This window comes from Paenibacillus guangzhouensis (genome assembly GCF_009363075.1).
Lineage (GTDB): Bacteria > Bacillota > Bacilli > Paenibacillales > Paenibacillaceae > Paenibacillus_K > Paenibacillus_K guangzhouensis.
Window position 1 is genome coordinate 5687292 of the sequence record NZ_CP045293.1, and the last position, 14335, is coordinate 5701626.

Annotated in this window: 15 protein-coding genes and 1 pseudogene; 12 read left to right on the plus strand and 4 right to left on the minus strand. The window is 49.8% G+C overall.

Annotated features, from left to right (window positions below; translation table 11 throughout):
* Positions 1-232 precede the first annotated feature (232 nt).
* Complete coding sequence (locus GCU39_RS25660; protein ID WP_152396059.1) at positions 233-1300, minus strand: glycoside hydrolase family 15 protein; 1068 nt, start codon at positions 1298-1300, stop codon at positions 233-235.
* Between the two features lie 166 nt (positions 1301-1466).
* On the opposite strand from GCU39_RS25660, the gene GCU39_RS25665 reads away from it, so the two are divergent.
* The 3 genes and pseudogenes from GCU39_RS25665 to GCU39_RS25675 all read left to right on the plus strand — a co-directional run.
* Positions 1467-2582: a response regulator gene (locus GCU39_RS25665; protein WP_152396060.1), complete on the plus strand. Its 1116-nt coding sequence runs from the start codon at positions 1467-1469 to the stop codon at positions 2580-2582.
* Positions 2583-2823: 241 nt separating this feature from the next.
* Positions 2824-3486 carry a GGDEF domain-containing protein gene (locus GCU39_RS25670; protein WP_152396061.1) on the plus strand — a complete coding sequence of 221 codons (663 nt, stop codon included), beginning with the start codon at positions 2824-2826 and terminating at the stop codon, positions 3484-3486.
* A 151-nt stretch (positions 3487-3637) separates the two neighbouring features.
* Positions 3638-4282 (plus strand): annotated as a pseudogene (locus GCU39_RS25675) (glycosyltransferase); the annotation flags it as partial.
* 47 nt (positions 4283-4329) lie between these two features.
* On the opposite strand, the gene GCU39_RS25680 reads toward GCU39_RS25675, so the two are convergent.
* Positions 4330-4569, minus strand: a complete 240-nt coding sequence (locus GCU39_RS25680) for a DUF3977 family protein (RefSeq protein ID WP_152396062.1) — start codon at positions 4567-4569, stop codon at positions 4330-4332.
* Positions 4570-4706: 137 nt separating this feature from the next.
* Here GCU39_RS25680 and GCU39_RS25685 point away from each other — a divergent pair, with 137 nt between their 5' ends.
* The 8 genes from GCU39_RS25685 to GCU39_RS25720 all read left to right on the plus strand — a co-directional run bounded on the left by GCU39_RS25685 (position 4707) and on the right by GCU39_RS25720 (position 11336).
* Positions 4707-5126, plus strand: coding sequence for a DUF1284 domain-containing protein (locus GCU39_RS25685; protein WP_152396063.1), 420 nt, complete (start codon positions 4707-4709; stop codon positions 5124-5126).
* A gap of 106 nt (positions 5127-5232) precedes the next feature.
* Positions 5233-6051: a Cof-type HAD-IIB family hydrolase gene (locus GCU39_RS25690; RefSeq protein WP_152396064.1), complete on the plus strand. Its 819-nt coding sequence runs from the start codon at positions 5233-5235 to the stop codon at positions 6049-6051.
* A 144-nt stretch (positions 6052-6195) separates the two neighbouring features.
* Positions 6196-7305 (plus strand): VanZ family protein, encoded by a 1110-nt coding sequence (locus GCU39_RS25695; protein WP_152396065.1) that lies wholly within the window; start codon positions 6196-6198, stop codon positions 7303-7305.
* 17 nt (positions 7306-7322) lie between these two features.
* Positions 7323-7652 carry a MazG nucleotide pyrophosphohydrolase domain-containing protein gene (locus GCU39_RS25700; protein ID WP_152396066.1) on the plus strand — a complete coding sequence of 110 codons (330 nt, stop codon included), beginning with the start codon at positions 7323-7325 and terminating at the stop codon, positions 7650-7652.
* Positions 7653-7658: 6 nt separating this feature from the next.
* Positions 7659-8237, plus strand: a complete 579-nt coding sequence (locus tag GCU39_RS25705; RefSeq protein WP_152396067.1) for an LOG family protein — start codon at positions 7659-7661, stop codon at positions 8235-8237.
* A gap of 143 nt (positions 8238-8380) precedes the next feature.
* Positions 8381-9817 (plus strand): FAD-dependent oxidoreductase, encoded by a 1437-nt coding sequence (locus GCU39_RS25710; RefSeq protein WP_152396068.1) that lies wholly within the window; start codon positions 8381-8383, stop codon positions 9815-9817.
* A 27-nt stretch (positions 9818-9844) separates the two neighbouring features.
* Positions 9845-10783: a helix-turn-helix transcriptional regulator gene (locus GCU39_RS25715; protein ID WP_152396069.1), complete on the plus strand. Its 939-nt coding sequence runs from the start codon at positions 9845-9847 to the stop codon at positions 10781-10783.
* A 67-nt stretch (positions 10784-10850) separates the two neighbouring features.
* Positions 10851-11336 carry a GyrI-like domain-containing protein gene (locus GCU39_RS25720; RefSeq protein WP_152396070.1) on the plus strand — a complete coding sequence of 162 codons (486 nt, stop codon included), beginning with the start codon at positions 10851-10853 and terminating at the stop codon, positions 11334-11336.
* A gap of 47 nt (positions 11337-11383) precedes the next feature.
* Here GCU39_RS25720 and dnaN read toward each other — a convergent pair whose 3' ends face one another.
* A complete protein-coding gene (dnaN, locus tag GCU39_RS25725) occupies positions 11384-12520 on the minus strand; it encodes a DNA polymerase III subunit beta (protein ID WP_152396071.1) in 1137 nt (378 codons plus the stop codon).
* Positions 12510-12791, minus strand: coding sequence for a ribbon-helix-helix domain-containing protein (locus GCU39_RS25730; protein ID WP_227793337.1), 282 nt, complete (start codon positions 12789-12791; stop codon positions 12510-12512). The genes dnaN and GCU39_RS25730 overlap by 11 nt, the downstream gene beginning before the upstream one ends.
* A 223-nt stretch (positions 12792-13014) precedes the next feature.
* Here GCU39_RS25730 and GCU39_RS25735 point away from each other — a divergent pair, with 223 nt between their 5' ends.
* Positions 13015-14331 carry a GHKL domain-containing protein gene (locus GCU39_RS25735; protein ID WP_152396073.1) on the plus strand — a complete coding sequence of 439 codons (1317 nt, stop codon included), beginning with the start codon at positions 13015-13017 and terminating at the stop codon, positions 14329-14331.
* Positions 14332-14335: the final 4 nt, after the last annotated feature.

Here is a 14335-nt window from a genome sequence, read left to right on the forward strand (position 1 = left end):
TCCAATTCCTTATTTGAAAATGAGAAGAAAGTCACTCACGGACTTCCTTGGTCTTTTCATAGATTAGTGTATAGGATATGCCGTGATAAGTTTGCCGAAGTATGAGTGAGGATTTCGGGACCTTTTGTAGAATTTTCGAAGTTCATTGCACATTTTGACAAAATAAAAAGCGCCGTCGAGAGGAACAAATCTCGTAAGCGCTTTTATTGGAAAGAGGGTAATTCAGATCCATCTACGCAAGATTGCTGAGAGGATTCGACTCGGAGAGCAAGGCTTCTTTCGCCAAAATATACATCGCGCTGCTCCATCCGAGCGGGGTATTCGGATTCGCCGCGGCGGTCCCGCCATAATAGAGCTCCGGCAGTACGCCAGGCTTTGTCATGAGGCTCTCCGTTCGGTGGATATAGCTGCGCGCTTCTTCATAGCGGCCAAGCGTCAGGTGGCAAAGGGCGAGCCACGGCAATCCGAAGGTCCATTCCGCCTCCGTACCGCGATAGAAATCACGGGGCTGGTGTCGGCCATGATGGGGTTCAAGGGTGCTGTAGTAGCTGTCCCCCTCGTAGCGGATGAGGCCGCGGTCTCGCAGCAACTGCTGCTCGGCCCGCTGCACGATGATATCGCCCAGCATGCCAGTAAACAGACGATACGGGTACACGAGGCTGAGCTGTGCAAGATCCGTTGATTTTTCCTGACTTTCATGGGGGAAGAGGGTGAGTAAGGCATGAAGTCCTTTATCAATCAAGGCATCGGGCACAAGCACGTATGGCTCAACGGCTTTGAGCCCAGCTACGCAAGCGCCGATCGAGGAGGCATGCACCTCCCGTGCTTCTTCCCACATGCCGTTATCTGGGTCATGCCAATATTCGATGTGGCCTAGATATTCGACCAGTCGCTGGACGATCTCGAGATCTTTGTCATCACGGAACATTCGCTTGCCTGCGGCAAGTCCAGAACCGATCCCGAAGAGGAAGGCTCCGATCATATCATGCTGGACATGTCCCCAGTTCTGATCATGAATTTCCAGAACGTCCTGCGCTGAATAGCGGGCGTGAAGATACTCCCATTCATACGAAGGCTTCTGCTTCGAGAGAATGTGCAGCTTCCATTCGTAGGTACGGAACAAATCTAGCAGCCGATAATAGGTTGATTCATAGTATCGATTTGGTTTATTTAGATAGGGCAGCGACATATAGACACAGTCACGAATCCAGACGTATTGATAATCCTTCGACGGACTGGCGATGTATAGTCCATGGGGCAGGCGCAGTTGATCCAGAATTAGATAGCTCTCCTTTAACATAGGGGTGATTCCTCCTCTTAGGTCACTGAAATCTCCATTCTATTAAGCAGTCTGTCCGATTTCCGAATCTATTAAACTTGTGATGATTAGACCTTTTTCGTTGTATAATGGATAATCATAGTCATGTTCGGCAAGATCTCGTAATGCGAGAGAGGAGGCGTAATGGATGAGAGTGATCATTGTGGATGATGAGCGGTTAGCTCTACAGAGCATGAAGAAGCACCTGCATGAGCTCGGTTCATTCGATATTGTAGGGATATTCCAGGATCCGCAGGAAGTGTTGGACTGGATGCAGCGGGATCGCGTCGATGTCGCATTCCTAGATATCGAGATGCCAGAGATGAGCGGGATGGTGCTCGCTGAACGGTTGATGGAGATTCATCCTTCCATTGAAATCGTGTTCGTTACGGCCTACAGTCATTATGCGATCGATGCATTTGAAATCAATGCGCTAGACTACTTAATGAAGCCTGTGCAGAGGGTCAGGCTGGAGAAGACCATGCGTCGTCTTCGGGAACGTTCCGAAGCCGAAGTTGAAGTGAAGAAGCTGGGTTCGCAAGCAATGCTGGGTTGTCTGCTGAATCTGCATTATCGGACTGCCGCGCAGGAAATTCAGACCTTTGGATGGCGGACGACCAAGGCGCAGGAATTGTTCGCATTCTTGCTCCATCACCGGGGACATACTGTGCATAAGGAGACGATCCTCGAATGGATGTGGCCGGAATTTGAGATCGAGAAATCTACGGCGCATCTGTATACGACGATCTATCAGATTCGCAGAGTGATTAAGCAAATGGGGCTGGACATACAGGTCAAATATAAAGATGAAGGCTATTGCTTTGAACGAGGGAGCTTGCTCATCGACGTTGATGTATGGGAGCAAGGAATTCGATCTGCCCCGCCTGTCTCGCCAGAGACACTGGAGCAGCAGCACGATTTGCTCGATTTGTATCGCGGAGACTATCTCAGCGATCATCGGTACATCTGGGCCGAGAGCGAGCGGGAGCGGCTTCGGATGATGTGGTTCGTTCATGCGAAGCAGGTGATTGATTGCCACATGCAGCTAGAGCAGTATACCGAGGCGGTACAGCTGCTTCAGCAGCTGCAGGAACGGTACCCTTACGTAGAAGACAGTTATTTCGGGATGATGAAGATTCACGCGATGCATGGCAATTTAGGCGAAGTCAAGCGCCAGTATGAACGGCTTACGCTCACCCTACAACAGGAACTGGGCGTTGAACCAAGCGAAGCGATTCATGCGTGGTATACTGAGCGGATGTGACGAGCAGTGATTGGACTGCCGGGGATATCGAAGTGCGTGCGAACACGCATGAATATAAACGAAATAACGATAGTTTGGAGCAATTGACCAAGCACATTCCTGAACCATGATGGTAATTCGAAAGAACCTGTTCTCTCCTCGGGAGGACAGGTTTTTTTCCGTTTGATCGCATTGGTTCAGTTATTGTTCAGCGCGCCGTAATAGAATGTCCCCTAGAGTATCTTGAAGGAGGAGAAATAGGTTGAAATATACCGGAAGACTCGTATTATCGATCATTACGGTGGCGCTTACGGTCAGTTTGAATACGTACCTTATGTCGATCCGATTGTTCAATATATATATTATCGTCATTTCTTGCGGGGCCATCGTACTATCATGGGTGGGAGGCAAACGCTATGATGAGGTGCGCGACGAAGCGGATCTCGACTCGCTTACCCCTGCGTATCGACGTAGAACTGCGTACCACCTATTCGATCGACTGCAGCAGAGAGCAAGGAGGTCTGGACGAGCAGTCGCCGTATTTTTCATTGATATCGATGATTTTAAGTTGATTAACGATCATTACGGTCACGCCGTCGGCGACGTCATGCTGCGAAAGACCGCGGAAGCCCTTATGGAGGTGGATGCCTGTGAGACGCATGTCGTTCGGTTTGGCGGGGATGAATTCCTCGTGCTCGCGTTGTGTGATAGCGAAGCGGAGCTTCAAGACACACATCGTCGAATGGTGCAGCGGCTAGAAGCGATTCCTGCCTTAACCGCGGTCTCCTTAACGGTGTCGATTGGCTATGCTTGGTATCCGCAGCAGGGTATGCGGCTCGATGACCTCATTGATTCCGCTGATCAACAGATGATGGAAGCGAAGCGACGCCTCAAGCAAGGTAGGCGCAATGCGGTCATACGCTGAAGAACATATGAATATCACGAAAGACATGAAGAAGCCCCTGTACTCGAATTGAGTAGCGTGAGGGCTTCTTTGTTTCTCAAAGATGTGTGTATGTAATCACGGATAATTCTGAAATTTTCAGAAAATTTCAGAATTTACCACTGGGATTTGCATTGTACGTACGGCGCTGATGCGCGAGATTGGCGGCTGGGACGAAGATGCGATTACGGAAGACACGGCGGTATCATTCGAGATTCTTACGCGAGGCCAGCTGATTGCACTGGCACCGAAGGCAGAAGTGTAACAGCAGGAGCCTGAGCAGCTGAGCGTATATATGCGGCAACGAGAGCGCTGGGCGAAGGGAAATTACCGTGTTGTTATCGATAATCTGCATCATTTGTTTAATACGTCGAGCTGGCGGATTAAACTGCATGTGCTCTATTATGCCGCGAGCTATTTCTGGTTCATGATCGCACTGATTATCTCGGATATTATTTTCGTCGTGAATATCGTGTATCGGATCATGGGGTTGTTCAACCCGGCGGTTGTGTCGCCGTTCCAATTCACGAGCGATGTCTACGTCTATCTGGTGATTGCATGGGCGCTAATGTATTACATCTATGTGCTGCAGATCAATCTAGCGCTCGCATCGGATATCGGTCAGAGCAATATCCGCAATTTTATTTTGTCCTGCGTTTCTTATTTTACGTATGCGCAGTTATTCCTAATCATATCCCTCAAAGCGTTCTATTCCATGATTGTGGACCGCATCAGCGGCAGGCAGAGCAAATGGTACAAGACGCAGCGATTCGATTAGCGGCAGACCCTTCGGGGTCTGCTTTTCGGTGTTAGCGAGTTCCTGCCTTAATGACCGCGAAGACCTAGAACGATCTTCAGCTTCTTGCGGTTCTTCACACCCCATTTAAACCCTTCCCTCGTATCAAGGATGAGCACGTACGTACCTACCCACATTCTCAGATATATTGCTTCAAGTCGAAAGGGTCGTGCCCAGCCCTTCACCTCGTATTCCGTACCGTCTTCACGCTCGAATTCAGTCCGAATAAACCAGCGGTTGCCTAGTCCGATCTCGATATACTTTTTCAAGCGGGACCTCCATCATATTCGTCTTCACATCCATAATATGCCTATTCTAGCATAATTCCTTGAGAGAGACCCTGCAGGGTTCCTTCTTGTCAACTCTAGTGATACAATCTGGTTAACAAAAGGGGCGAGGTGAGGCATTGAATATTCAACTACGAGGACATCATCTATTATGCCTGCTAGGTTATCGAGGGAAGGGCTATTCGGATGGATTCTGCGCGAACATGACCGAAATCTATGAGAGGCTACGCATGGAGCCGCAGACGATGATCGAGATTGTCTCGGGGCCGGATGCGATCTGTGCCGCATTTCCTTCGGATCAGCCCTCGCATTGTCAGAATCGGACCGTATATCACAAGGATCAAGAGATTCTAGCGCGAGTCGGAATACGTATTGGAGATTCTGCTAGCTGGACGGAGATATGCGAGGCGGTTGCGAGGCAGATTGTCCCAAGCGACATCAACCAGATCTGCGCCGATTGCATTTGGCATCCGCTTGGCGTATGTCAGGAAGGCGTGGCCCATATCCGTTCGGATCGAACGCTTCGCAAGCTGCCATAGGGATCCTTACCCAGCGGAGGGACCAAAAAGCACATACCCCATCCCGAATAGAGATGATATAGTAGAAGGAACGAAATTCAACTAGACGACAAAGGGTGTTGCAAATATGGCATACAAAATGATTGTACTCGACTTAGACGATACATTGCTGCGCGATGATCAGACGATCTCGCCGCGGACGAAGGAAGCGTTAATGCGTGCGCAAGAGGAAGGCGTAAAGGTTGTACTCGCTTCAGGCCGCCCGACCTATGGCATGGTAGGCATCGCGAAGGAGCTGGAGCTTGAGAAGTTCGGCAGCTTCATTCTTTCTTTTAACGGCGCGAAGATTATCAATTGCAAGACTAGCGAGGAGCTGTTCAGCAGCACTTTGTCTGTGGATACGGTGCACGAGCTGTACGCGAAGAGCCAGGAAGAGAACGTATCGATCTTGACTTATGTAGCCGATGAGATCGTGACGGCATGGAAGAACGAGTATACCGAAGTCGAATCCAACTTAACGGGGATGAACATCCACGAGGTTGACAGCTTCGTAGAGGCGGTCGACGTACCGGTGGTGAAATCGTTGATGGTCGCGGCGCCTGAGCGGTTGATCGAAGTTGAGAAGAAGCTGAAGCAGGTGTATGCTGGCAGGCTGAACGTCATGCGTTCGAAGCCGTTTTTCCTCGAGTTCACCGAAGTCGGCGTCGATAAAGGGACAAGCCTCCATCATCTCATCCAGAAGCTAGGCATTCAGCAATCTGAAGTGATTGCGATGGGCGACAGCTACAATGACGTGGCGATGATTGAATTCGCGGGACTTGGCGTGGCCATGGGCAATGCCCCGGATGATATTAAGGCGATTGCGAACTATGTCACGGATACGAACATGAATGACGGTGTGGCAAAGGTCGTAGAACAATTCGTATTAACCCCTCAGCATGTTTAATTGCTATGCATCATAATCGGATAACGCGTATTTCTGCAAGGGCGGAAATGCGCGTTTTTTAGGTTCGGCGCGTTTGACGAATATGGTAAAATGGAAAAGGTGTCTTTCTCATACATCTAAAATGATAAATATGGTAGGTGTTGCATGCTTAATGCATATTTATTTCCGATTTCCTATGCTTTCTTAACTTTTCCCATCGCTGCGTTATTGTTCACGATGCCATTCTTGATCGTGCAATATCGCAGACATGGCTATATTCATAAGTTCAGAGCGCTGGTTCTCTATTTGCTGCTGCTCTACTTAATGAATGCTCTCTATCTGATCATTCTACCGTTGCCGGCATCGATTCATAATCTGCCGCCGAAGGCTGCAACTTATTTCCAGACGATACCGTTCAATTTCGTAGAAGATATCGCAAGAGAGACGTCTGCGAAGCTCGGTAGTCCGTCGACGTACCTGCACCTTCTCAAAGAGCGGGCGTTCCTCCAAGTACTATTCAACGTGCTGCTCCTTGTCCCGTTCGGGATGTTCCTGCGTTATTATTTCCGCGCAGGTTGGGTGAAGTGTCTCGTGATGTCTTTCGGATTATCGTTATTCTTCGAACTGACGCAGGTGACCGGTATCTATGGCATCTATGACTATCCGTATCGGCTGTTCGATGTCGATGATCTGATGGCGAATACGTTCGGCGGCATGGTCGGGTTCGTGCTCGCGGAATGGGTGTCGAAGCTGCTGCCACGCATGGATCGGCTGGATGCTGGGGTTGATTTGTCGACAAAGCGGGTATCTTATACGCGCCGCGGGATTGCCTTCTTTTTCGATTGGTGTATCGTCTTCCCGATCTCCGCTTTTTTGGCGGTAGCCGGGCTCTCGACTTCCTATGTGGTCGTTGTTGCGCTATATTTCATTGTGCTGCCGTATATGACAAATGGACGGACCTTCGGCAAGTGGATCGTGCGGATTCACGTGAAAGGACAAGGAGACCGGATTGGACTCAAGGAGCTTGTGATCCGATACGGGCTGCTCTATGTGGTCGTCGGCGGGTTGAACGTCCTATTCGTCTTCAATGTGCAAGAAATGCCGGGCGTGTTCGGCGTGTTGTATGGATTAGGCTTATTCGTTATGAATGTTTGGTTTGGTATTCACTGTCTCCGCTGCTTGTTCAATCGGAACAAGGAGTTGTTCTATGAGAAGAAGAGCGGTACCAAGCATGTGATCTCTATATATTCCAAGAAAGTTAACAACCAAGAGTAAGGATGAGGTGAAGCGCCGTGAGTGACAACCGTGATACGACACAAGCATGGATTGAGCAATTCTATCAAGCGCGAGGGTGGTCGAATTACGGCCCTTTTGAGCGTGTTGGCTTCCTAATGGAAGAGGTTGGGGAGACCGCACGGGCGATTCGTGCCATCGAAATCGGCCGAGATCGGCCTGATGAGCTTGTGCAGCCGATGGAACGTTTGCGTCAGGAATTGGTGGAGGAGTTAGGGGATGTTCTCGGCAACATCATCATTCTCGCGAACATGTATGATGTGTCGTTAGATCAAATTCTAGAAGTTCATAAAGACAAATTAACGAAGCGATATCAGAGTGGAGTGTGAGCAGTGATGAAAAAGATTTGTGTATTCGCAGGATCGAACGTAGGAACAAGCCCTGAATATGAACAAAAGGCGGAAGAGCTCGGCCAATTGCTTGTCTCCAATAATATCGAGCTCATCTATGGCGGCTCCAAGATTGGCCTCATGGGCCGGGTTGCAGATACGGTCTTAGCGGCAGGCGGACGCGCAGTTGGCGTTATGCCGCGAAATTTGTTCCGCGGGGAAATGGTGCATCCGAACTTAACCGAGCTGCACGAGGTCGACGGCATGCACGAGCGTAAGGCGTTAATGTCTGAGTTGTCGGATGGCTACATTGCCTTGCCTGGCGGACTTGGCACATATGAAGAGCTGTTCGAGGTGCTTAGCTGGTCACAGCTTGGTATTCATAAGAAACCTGTCGGTGTGCTGAATGTCCAAGGATTCTATCAACCGATGGCTGATATGCTCGAGCGTACTGTGGAAGCGGGATTCATGCAGCGATCGAATCTTGGCTTAGTCTTGGTGGAAGCAGCGCCGCAGGAATTGCTCCGCCAGATGTTAAGCTACACACCGCCCGTGCAGACGAACAAATGGAATGAGCTGAAATAGCTGCTGCCGTAATAGCCTGTCCTGATGAAGGGGTGGGCTTTTCGTCAAAATTATGGATTAATTTACCTATTCATGAGATGATTAACAGGTTGGTTCAAATGGGTTATTCATAGATTCTACTGAGGGAGTGTGGTTCAGGAAGTATGAAGTCGACTTGGAAAGGTACGAGAATGGTAGTGATTCTAACGATCGTTGCATTGATGGTTCATTGGTTCATGCCTGCTTACACCTATGCCGCGGGACAATCATCAAGTCGGTATGATGTGGTTGTCATTGGCAGTGAGATTCAAGGGGTGCTCTTGGCCAAATCCGCGCGGAGCCTCGGACTGAACGTGCTGATCCTTGATCCACGCCATAAGCCTGGCGGTGAACTGGTTCAAGGGCAGATGATGGTCCTCGATGAGCCGAATGATAAGAAGAAGCGTAGTCTTGTTCAAGGGGAATTGAAGAATCTATATACCGGATACAAAGCAGGCACCATTCGATCCGTGGAGGAGATTACGCGGTATTATGAGAAGCTGCTTCGCGGGATTCCGATTCGCAGCGGTATTACGATCGAGTCGCTGAATATCGCGCCATCCCCATACAATAGCCAGCAGAAGTCCATCCAATCGCTGACATACAAGGCGAATGACGGGAAGACCTATACGATCGAATCGAATTATTGGGTGGAGAATACTGATCATAACGCATTGACAGGCCGACTGAATCTGAAGCGTATCCCAGGCATGGAGCAGATCTACAAGGGTAAGAAACCGGATTATATGGCCGCAACATTCATGCTGAAGTTCAAGAACGTGGATTGGAAGAAGCTGCACGCAGACATTCTCAAAGATTATCCGATAACTAACTTACAAGCTAAATATGGCCCTAATACATACGTTGATTGGAAATTCGGAACAGGATTCAGCAATGTCACGAGTAAATACAAGCCGCAGGATGCCCAGCTGCTCTTACGTGGGCTCAATATCACCTACCAGAAGAACGGCGATGTCCTTATCAACTCCCTGCTCATCTTCGACGTAGATCCTGCCAATCCGAAATCGGTGGAGTCTGCTGTAGCGAAGGGGAAGGCCGAAGCGCCGCATATTCTGAAGTTCTTGCAGAAGAATATTCCTGGGTTCGCCAAGGCTGAGCTCAATGGCTATCCGGAATACCTCTATATCCGCGATTACAATCGCTTCGAGACGGAATATGTGCTGCATGAGAGCGACGTGATGAACAGCCGTATGTTCTGGGACAACGTGAGCATTGGCGGCTATGGGATGGATCTGCAAGGGACGAAAGCGATACCGAAAGGCATTAATGTCGGCACTCCGGATCGCTATGGGATACCGCTGCGTTCCTTCGAGCTGGCTGATTATGAGAACGTCTTAGTCGTTGGCAAAAATATCGGCGCGACCATCAAAGCTTACGGCAGTGCGCGAATTGTCCCGAATACGGCTCTCGCTGCACAGACGATTGGTATCATCCTCGGTAAGGAATCGAAGCAGAAGCGCCTCAAGGCATTGACGGCAGCCGATTTCGATCGGATTCATCGCTATTTAGAGAAGGATTTCCGTATTAAACTTCAGAAGTAAAGGCTGCATGCAAGGGAGGGATATCCGGTGAAAATTGACCGATTGCTCGCGATGACGGTCCTTCTGCTGAATCGAGGACGCATTAGCGCGAAGGAGCTGGCTGAGCGGTTCGAGGTGTCGACCAAGACGATCTATCGCGATATGGATACGCTGTGCCAAGCAGGCATACCGATTGCCGCGTATCAAGGTACCTCGGGCGGCTTCGAGATGATGGAGCAGTTCACGATCTCCCGCCAGTTCCTGACGCTGCAAGAGATCAATTCCATCATTCTCGCCGTTCGCGGGGTGAATCAAGCTCTCGATGACAATACATATGATCATCTGTTGGAGAAGGTCAGCTCTTTGCTCAGTCAAGCGGATCGATTGCCGTCAGCCGGCACGTCCGACCCGTTGATCGTGGATCTGAACCCGTGGGGGCAAGGCCCAAGCACGCGCCATAAAGTGAATGTGATTCGGCACGCCATCGAGGAGCGCTGCGTTGTCAGCTTCCATTACATGAATATGCATGGCGAAGAGAGTGAACGGGACGCTGAGCCGAGCGCGCTGATCCTGAAAGGCAATGTGTGGTATCTGCAAGCCTATTGCCGGCTGCGCAGCGAGTTCCGCGTCTTCCGGTTATCCCGTATTTATGATCTCGCGCTTCAATCGATGCGGTTCGATCGGCGCGAGGCACCATCGATGGAGGGTTACGTTTGGGATTCTTCCTGGAGTCGGGAAGAGGAGAAAGCCATCAAGTTGAGCTTCTCTCCGCAGGTGCGATACCGGGTGGAAGAGACCTTCGAACCCGGGCAAGTGCTGGTCGGTGCAGACGGTTCTGTGCGTGTGGAGGGAGATTTCAACGATGATGAATGGTTCTATGGTATGCTGTTGAGCTTCGGCCATCAAGTTCGCGTGGAGCAGCCGCCTGCTGTTGCGGCGGAAGTCGTTCGTCGAGCTAAGCAAATTATTGAGCAATATTCGAACTAGACAGATAGCTGTCCAATTTCCCCGGATACAATGAGGATATTAACCGATGGAAATGAGGAAATGTAACATGAAAGAACCTATTGTAACCCAGCGCCCTGCCTTCGATCTGATCGGAATCAGCGCACGAACGACGAACGCAGCCGAGGCGGGACCGGAAGGTGTTATTCCGAAGCTGTGGGAGACCTACTTCCAATCGTCCATCTTGTCGCAGATGGAAGCGAAAAATTCGGATCTTCTCTACTCACTCTATACGGACTACGAAAGTGATGCTTCTGGTGCGTATACCGTGATGCTTGGTCATGAGAAAGGGGATGGAGCGCCGCCTTTACCAGAGGGATTGACCGAGTTCCATGTCCCTGCTGCAAAATATATGGTGTTCACGACGGAACCGGGTCCATTCCATGTGGTCGTACCTGCAGCTTGGCAAGAGATATGGGCTTTCTTCCAGAATTCTTCGCTTCAGCGAACGTATACCGGTGATTTCGAGCTGTATCCTACCGCGCAGTTTGATCCGAATCATGCGGTAGTCGACATCTATATTGCCATTCAATAAAAAGTTCGAGGGATGACCTGATCATGCAGGGCATCCCTTCTTCGTTGTTAGGCGCCATGCGTTCGTACAGGCGTGAGAATGTAGATCGCCTTGGAAGCCGCTTCTTGCTCTAGTGGTTCGATTCGAATGGGGCTCCATTTGCCCTGGAATGTCAGACACACGTCCCTGCTCACCATCGTCCGCAGAATATCACGCATATATTTGCTGTTGAAGGCGATCCGGATATCTTCCCCTTGCTGCAACTTTGCTTCCCACTGTTCGTTCACATCGCCGACTTGCTCTGTACTGGAGAACAAATTCACATGGGTCTCCGCGGTTTCTAAGCGGACGATATGCCCATCCCCCGCTAGTATGGAGACGCGGTCAAGCGCGTGAAGCAGATCCTCCGTCTGCACGACGAGCCTTGTTGTATGCGCGGCAAAGGCATTCGGATCAATGGCTGGATAAGTCCCTTCGATCAAGGCGGTATAGAAAGAAAGCTGGTTCGTGCGGAACAGCACTTGGCGGCTGCCGATCTGAATATCCACGGGGGATTCATCATCGGTGAGGATTCGGGACAACTCCATTAAGCTGCGTCCTGGGAGGATGATCGGATGGATCGCAGCCGCATCGATATCGTCGATATTCGTGAGCAGCGAAGCGAAGCGGACCCCGTCTGTAGCCAGCAATTGGAGCTGGTTCGCATGACGATCCCACGCCATGGATACCCCTGTGAGTACGGGCCGTTGTTCAGAGGGGGAGACGGCGAAGGCTACTTGTTGAACCATCTTCAGCAATTGCGACGAGGACAACCGAAGAGTCAGATCAGGGCTCACGTCAGGCACCTCGGGAAAATCGCCGGCTTCCATGCCGGCTAGCCGATATGTTGCCCGTTCGGAACGCACGGTAAGCAGGAGCGGATCGATGAGTTCGAGCGTTAGTGTGCCAGATGGGAGCTTGCGGACAATATCGAACAGATATTTGGCAGGCACGACGATACGGCCAATTTGCTGGATGTGCAGCAGTTCTTCTTGTAGGGAGAGTTCCACTTGAATCGTCATCTTCGAGTCGCTGGCACGCAGGTGCAGTCCTTGAGGCAGAGCCAAGATCAATAGTCCGGATAGGATCGGCATAGATGGCGATATGGTTCGAATGACCTGACCAAGGGCGAGAAGCAGGTGATCGCGCGTCGTCTTAATCTTCATGTGGATCCTCGCCCTGTCGGCCAGTACCTGCAATGTTATAGGTCATGATGATCTCCCGGATCAGCTCGGAACGAGAGATTTTCTTCGATTGGCATATCGCTTCGAGGTCATCCCAGAGCGGTTCAGGTAGTGTTAGTGAGATTTTCTTCGTCAGACCAATCCCTTTTCGTCCTGCTCCTTCTCTCGCACCGCCTTTGCCAAATGTGATATGCAATTGTCCTTCCTCACGCGGTATACCGACTTTGACTTGCTGCCTAGGCAATAGATTCACGCTCCAATGGTTGAATATGAATAAGGTTACTTAATTCAAAGAGTATGGTACATCCAATATATCACATAAAAATGGAAATGTCTGCAATGAAATGGAATTGCATGTGGAGTTAAGGAAATTCAGTCGTACATCTTAAGCTAATCTTTAGCTGCTAGCGGTTTACAGGCTTGGACGGGGCTTGTAAAATTTGAAGAAGTATGTCGAATTGCAAAGGGTTGAACGTATGAAACACAGCAGGATTTACTTCAAAATGAGGTTGTTCTATTTCGTTATCGTCTCGTGTGCGGTCGTTGGCGCCTTAATCAGTGCCAGACTGTACCTTTCATATTTTGCTACGAACAAGTCTTCTGAAGTGGCGCTCGCGAAGCAGTATCTGGCCATTGCGGAAGATATGAGGAACGAACTTGATCTCATGCTAATTGAAGAGTATCGCAAGAGTCTCGGACCAGAAGAGCATAAGAAAATTAAAGCCTACCTCGAAGAGTATCGCCAGCATATTCATGCGAGGTACGTCTACATCCTCATGCTGGATGAGAGCGATGTATCGAAGGTATTAATCTCGTCGGTCCCATTAGGTGCAGTAGAACTGCCTATCGGCGCTCCATGTACGGTACCACCCGAGCAGGTGAATCAAGCGAAACGGGGACAGTCCTACTATACAGGCATTATGCAAGTAGACGACGGCGGCGTGAAAGAATCGTATTTATCCGTCGGTGTGCCTTTGCTTCGTGCGGATGGATCGGTCCTTGGTGTCATTGGTATTGATATTGGTGCGCAGGATTTAGAATATGCCAAAGATGAAGTCATGCGTGGAAATCCATTTATTTTCGGAATCGACGTCTTATTTGCGTTAACGCTGCTCATAGCGATTTTTATGCTGAATAAGTGGTATCGATTGCGCCTTCGCCGGAGTTTGCAAGAATCTGAACAGCTCTATATATCGGAGCTAGGCAAAGCGATCGGCACGATCAAATCCAGCCGACACGATATGTTGAATCATTTCCAGGTCATTAGTGGTCTGCTCCAGATGAATTATGTGGACCAAGCCCAGGAATATTTGCGGAATCTGAGTATCGAGACGAAGGTACTGGACTGGACGGTGCGGATTAAGAATCCGATTCTGATGGTCTTGTTCCAGAGCAAGTGGGAGCTCGCGAAGTCGCGCGGTATTCATATGGAATTCGATGCCGATCAAGATACGTACCGTCTGGTGGAATCGATGGATCTGGTGAAGATTTTCTCGAATTTATTGGATAATGCGATTGAAGCATTGGAATTGTATGAGGGGGAGCTGCCGAAGCTGATCCATGTGACCTGCCGCAACGATGGGGAGAAATATGTATTTGCTGTCCAGAACCCGGCGGAGCTGACGGCAGGCGAACAGAAGAATTTCTTCCAATATGGCTATACCACCAAAGAATGCGCGCAGCATCTGCATGGGAACGGCTTACTGATCGTCATGAATACGGTGGAGAAATACAAGGGAAGTATTCATTTGACGTATGAAGATGGCCAGGTATTGATCCAAATTAAGATCTAAGTAT

Bases quoted from the DNA above. Each gene is read 5' to 3' on its own strand.
- GCU39_RS25720 (WP_152396070.1), top strand. From the start codon at position 10,851: ATGAAAGAACCTATTGTAACCCAGCGCCCTGCCTTCGATCTGATCGGA.
- GCU39_RS25695 (WP_152396065.1), top strand. From the start codon at position 6,196: ATGCTTAATGCATATTTATTTCCGATTTCCTATGCTTTCTTAACTTTT.
- GCU39_RS25660 (WP_152396059.1), bottom strand. From the start codon at position 1,300: ATGTTAAAGGAGAGCTATCTAATTCTGGATCAACTGCGCCTGCCCCAT.
- GCU39_RS25710 (WP_152396068.1), top strand. From the start codon at position 8,381: ATGAAGTCGACTTGGAAAGGTACGAGAATGGTAGTGATTCTAACGATC.
- GCU39_RS25735 (WP_152396073.1), top strand. From the start codon at position 13,015: ATGAAACACAGCAGGATTTACTTCAAAATGAGGTTGTTCTATTTCGTT.
- GCU39_RS25690 (WP_152396064.1), top strand. From the start codon at position 5,233: ATGGCATACAAAATGATTGTACTCGACTTAGACGATACATTGCTGCGC.
- GCU39_RS25705 (WP_152396067.1), top strand. From the start codon at position 7,659: ATGAAAAAGATTTGTGTATTCGCAGGATCGAACGTAGGAACAAGCCCT.
- GCU39_RS25665 (WP_152396060.1), top strand. From the start codon at position 1,467: ATGAGAGTGATCATTGTGGATGATGAGCGGTTAGCTCTACAGAGCATG.
- dnaN (WP_152396071.1), bottom strand. From the start codon at position 12,520: ATGAAGATTAAGACGACGCGCGATCACCTGCTTCTCGCCCTTGGTCAG.